The sequence below is a fragment of the Mycobacterium sp. genome (assembly GCF_035653355.1).
GTDB lineage: Bacteria > Actinomycetota > Actinomycetes > Mycobacteriales > Mycobacteriaceae > Mycobacterium.
The window spans coordinates 1-4004 of sequence record NZ_DASRBZ010000102.1 but is presented as its reverse complement, the minus strand read 5'-3'; the positions used below and the strand labels follow the sequence as shown (position 1 = coordinate 4004).

The window sequence follows — 4004 nt, the reverse complement described above, 5'->3', positions numbered from 1 at the left end:
AGACCCGCGCCATCGGCGTTGGGGGCGTTATCTTTTCCCTCTTCTCGCTGGGCTACGTTCTCGCCGCAGGCGTCGCGTTGGCCTTAGTCCCGCACTTCGGCTGGCAATCGGCATTCATCGTGGCGATCGTCCCGGCGATCCTTTTGTTTCTCGTTCGACGGGGTATCACCGAGTCGCAGCGCTACATCGACGTACAGACCAAAGTCGAGCGGGGCGCTGCCAAGCCACAGCTTTGGCAGCTGCCCGGGGTGCGGCGACGTCTCATCGCCGGCTGGCTCATATACACCGCCAACGCAGTCGGCTACTGGGGTATGACGCTGTTTTTGACGACGTACATCGTCAAGAAGTTTCACGCGTCGCCCATCGAGGCAATTCGCTACGCCCTGGTGTTCTTCCTGCTCCAAGCTGTCTTCGCCTACCTCGGGACTGCCCTGGCTGACTGGGTCGGTCGCCGACCCTCGGCGATCCTCGCCGCAGTCATCGAGGTCGTGGCAACCGTCCTAGCAGCCACTTCCGACTCGCTGCACGATTATCAGGTGTTCGGCGCCATCGCGATCGCAACCCTCGGCTGGCTCTGGGGCGTCGGCGACACCTACATCGCTGAGCTTTTCCCAACAGTATTGCGCGGCACCGGCTTTGGAATCGCAGTCGGCGGCGGCCGCATCGCGTCCATCGCGGCTCCGACGGCGGTCGGCTGGGCTATTACCCGGTATGGGTTAGAGACGCCCTACCTGGCGCTCGGCGGCCTGTGGGTGCTGACGCTGGCCGGCTATCTGCTCGGACCGGAGACCAAAGCAAGAGAGCTCGAAGACCTGGCTGACGAAGCGCTGACTGAAGATCTCGTAGCACTCAACAGATAGACCCGGGGCGCGAATCAGAAGCCAAGGCTGTGGTTGCCTGCCGCGATCGTACTGACTCCCCTAATGGTGGTGGTGAGGCAAGTGAGGCAACGGGATGTGGTGGTGGGGGCGGCCCATCGGTGGGCAGGCCTGAAGCTCGATCGTTGTCGCCTGCACGACGCCGCCGTCGTCGGGCCCCTGGGCCGCCAGACACTTGCCCTGGGTGATCGCTTGGGTATTGCTGGATAGCTGCTTGACGTATGTCGTCGTGTCGGTGACGGTCACTGTGGTCTGCGGCGTTTTGCCGCCCGTAGTGGTGAGCGTGACCGTGTTTCCTGAGACAGAGCCGACCATTCCGTAAAACCCTGACTTCTCCGGGGGCGCAGCTGGGGAGGTAGGTGATGGCGTCCTTGCCGCCGTCGGGGGCGGCGGACACTTGCCGTCGACGGCCGGACTGATCGTCACAGATTGTGCGGTGACGCCGCCAGCGGCTTGAGCGGTCTCTGGGGTTGGCTCCACGTCGGCGCAAGTACCGACCGTGACATCGGTCAACTGAGCCGAACTGACCTCGGTGACCGTTGTCGACGGTGAGAAGTTCACAGTCGCGGTCCCGGTTCGTAGCCGGAGGTGAATTGTGTTGCCCGACACCGACGACACCATGCCCTCGACGTTGCCGATGCCCTCGTTGGGTGGCGGCGCCGGTGTGGGCGCAGAGGTCGTCGGGTGTGCCGATGATGTTGGTTTGCCGGTGGTTTCGCTACTCGGGCTCTTCGATGTGCCGCACGCGGCGACCGACAACGCGTTGGCCGCGGCGGCCGCGAAGATCGCGAACTGAGCAAGTCTTGCCGTGCGCGAAGGAACACACATCGGCGTTCTCCGATCGTTGGTGTGCTTTGCGCAAGCGTGTAGCCGCCGCGACTGATCTGCGCGGCGGCGGCCAGTCTCACAATCACCCGTTTGGCTGATGATCTCCTGCCGCCCGGGTGAGAGGTAGCTGTGGATGGGCTGAACCGCTTGCGGGCCACAGCTCGGCCTGTGAGGGGCGCAGATCGGCGCCACGAATGGTCAGCGGCGAGCCGACCGACCCGGACCTTCGCGCCATCCCGGGTGCAAACTCTCGACCGGGTGAGGAAACGTATCGCTGACGCCGACGTGAAGGTGCTCGATGTGGTAGATGGCTTCCTCCAGCAAAGCGGCGACATGGCTGTCGTAGAGCCGGTAGACGATGTTGCGCCCGCTGCGGTCGCCGGCCACCAGGCCAACGTTGCGCAAGAGCCGGAGCTGGTGGGAGACGGCGGGCTGTTCCATTCCTACCGCGGCCGATAATTCTGTTACCGAGCAAGGTGATTGCCGCAGCCGGGTCAGGATACGCAGGCGGTTCGGGGAAGCCAGCGCCTGCAGCGTTTCGGCAACTTTGGCAGCTGCGGCGGGATCGAGAACCGGGGGTGCGGTTCGGCGCTTCGTCCCCTGGGCCATCTGAAAATTCAACCACACAGCGCTCAATATCACCGATATATGTAGACCTCGACATGTCTTCACCTATAATCGTAGGTGCCACCAAACGCACGGCGAACCCAGTCACGGGGGGTTGGCTGGAGGTGGCGATGGACGGCGGCGGCCACCAGAGGGGGGTGGCCGCCGCCGACTGTGCAGACCGGGGAACATTGCGCCAGCTCACAGCGTTGGTCAACAGGTGACTACTCGAGACCTCACCGCTGCAGACTTCAACGACACCATCACCGACAACGACATCGTCCTCGTCGACTTTTGGGCCTCCTGGTGTGGGCCGTGCCGCCAGTTCGCGCCAACATTCCAGGCGTCCTCGGAGAAACACCCGGACATCGTGCACGCCAAGGTCGACACCGAGGCCGAGCAGCAACTGGCAGCGGCCGCTCAAATCCGCGCCATCCCGACATTGATGGCGTTCAAGAAGGGCAAGCTGGTGTTCAACCAGGCCGGTGCTCTGCCGCCAGCCGCGCTGGAGGACTTGGTGCAGCAGGTCAAGGCCTTCGACGTCGACGCCGCTATCGCCGAGCAGTCCAAACCTGACGAAGTCTGATCGCTGGCACGCGATAGCGTGCAATTTGTGAATCCCCAGAATGGCTTTGTCCTCGTTGACCACCCGCGGCCGCATGTCGCGCTCATCACCCTCAATCGGCCGGAGCGGATGAATTCGATGGCCTTCGACGTCATGGTGCCGCTCAAAGAAGCTCTGGCCGAGGTGACTTACGACAATTCCGTGCGGGTCGTCGTGTTGACCGGCGCAGGCCGGGGCTTCTCGTCGGGTGCCGACCACAAGTCGGCGGGGCAGGTGCCGCATGTCGAGGGGCTGACCCGGCCGACCTACGCGCTGCGCTCCATGGAACTGCTCGACGACGTGATCCTGGGGCTGCGGCGGCTGCATCAGCCTGTGATTGCCGCGGTCAACGGCGCCGCCATCGGAGGCGGGTTATGCCTGGCGCTGGCCGCCGACATCCGGGTCGCCTCGAGCAGCGCCTACTTCCGGGCCGCCGGCATCAACAACGGGTTGACCGCCAGCGAATTGGGGCTGAGCTATCTGCTGCCCCGGGCGATCGGCTCGTCGCGGGCGTTCGAGCTGATGCTGACCGGTCGCGACGTCGACGCCGAAGAAGCCGAACGCATCGGGCTGGCGTCGTATCGCGTGCCCGACGAGCAGCTGCTGGACACCTGCTACGCGCTGGCCGAACGGATCGCGGCGTTCTCGCGTCCGGGAATCGAGTTGACCAAGCGCACACTGTGGAGTGGACTGGACGCCGCTAGCCTGGAAGGGCACATGCAGGCCGAAGGCCTCGGACAGCTATTCGTTCGTCTGCTCACCTCCAATTTCGAGGAAGCGGTTGCCGCGCGGGCCGAGGAACGGCCCCCGGTGTTTACCGATGACCTGTAGCAAGGAGACCGATCGTGATCACAGCAACGGACCTCGAGGTCCGCGCTGGGGCGCGCATCTTGCTCTCCGCTGACGGGCCCGCATTGCGCGTCCAGCCAGGCGACCGCATCGGGCTGGTTGGACGCAACGGGGCCGGCAAGACCACCACGCTGCGCATCCTCGCGGGAGAGACCCAGCCATACGCCGGATCAGTAACCCGCAGCAGCGAGATCGGTTACCTGCCGCAGGATCCCAAAGAGGGTGACCTGGACGTGCTG

Annotated in this window: 7 protein-coding genes; 5 read left to right on the top strand and 2 right to left on the bottom strand. The window is 64.5% G+C overall.

Annotated elements, in window-relative coordinates:
• On the top strand, positions 1 to 860 hold an 860-nt coding region (locus tag VFA16_RS03275; protein ID WP_324966439.1), incomplete at its 5' end, for an MFS transporter.
• Between the two features lie 60 nt (positions 861 to 920).
• Here VFA16_RS03275 and VFA16_RS03270 read toward each other — a convergent pair.
• Positions 921 to 1304 carry a hypothetical protein gene (locus VFA16_RS03270; protein WP_324966438.1) on the bottom strand — a complete coding sequence of 128 codons (384 nt, stop codon included), beginning with the start codon at positions 1302 to 1304 and terminating at the stop codon, positions 921 to 923.
• A 172-nt stretch (positions 1305 to 1476) separates the two neighbouring features.
• Between VFA16_RS03270 and VFA16_RS03265 the strand changes: the two genes are divergently transcribed.
• Positions 1477 to 1674: a hypothetical protein gene (locus VFA16_RS03265; RefSeq protein WP_324966437.1), complete on the top strand. Its 198-nt coding sequence runs from the start codon at positions 1477 to 1479 to the stop codon at positions 1672 to 1674.
• A 230-nt stretch (positions 1675 to 1904) separates the two neighbouring features.
• On the opposite strand, the gene VFA16_RS03260 is transcribed toward VFA16_RS03265, so the two are convergent.
• A complete protein-coding gene (locus VFA16_RS03260) occupies positions 1905 to 2315 on the bottom strand; it encodes a metalloregulator ArsR/SmtB family transcription factor (protein ID WP_324966436.1) in 411 nt (136 codons plus the stop codon).
• Positions 2316 to 2532: 217 nt separating this feature from the next.
• Here VFA16_RS03260 and trxA point away from each other — a divergent pair, with 217 nt between their 5' ends.
• The 3 genes from trxA to VFA16_RS03245 form a co-directional block, all read left to right on the top strand.
• Positions 2533 to 2898, top strand: coding sequence for a thioredoxin (trxA, locus tag VFA16_RS03255; RefSeq protein WP_324966435.1), 366 nt, complete (start codon positions 2533 to 2535; stop codon positions 2896 to 2898).
• Positions 2899 to 2901: 3 nt separating this feature from the next.
• Positions 2902 to 3747 (top strand): enoyl-CoA hydratase, encoded by an 846-nt coding sequence (locus tag VFA16_RS03250; RefSeq protein ID WP_324966440.1) that lies wholly within the window; start codon positions 2902 to 2904, stop codon positions 3745 to 3747.
• 14 nt (positions 3748 to 3761) lie between these two features.
• The coding region (locus VFA16_RS03245; protein ID WP_324966434.1) for an ATP-binding cassette domain-containing protein at positions 3762 to 4004 on the top strand (243 nt) is incomplete at its 3' end.

Bases quoted from the DNA above. Each gene is read 5' to 3' on its own strand.
- VFA16_RS03260 (WP_324966436.1), bottom strand. From the start codon at position 2,315: ATGGCCCAGGGGACGAAGCGCCGAACCGCACCCCCGGTTCTCGATCCC.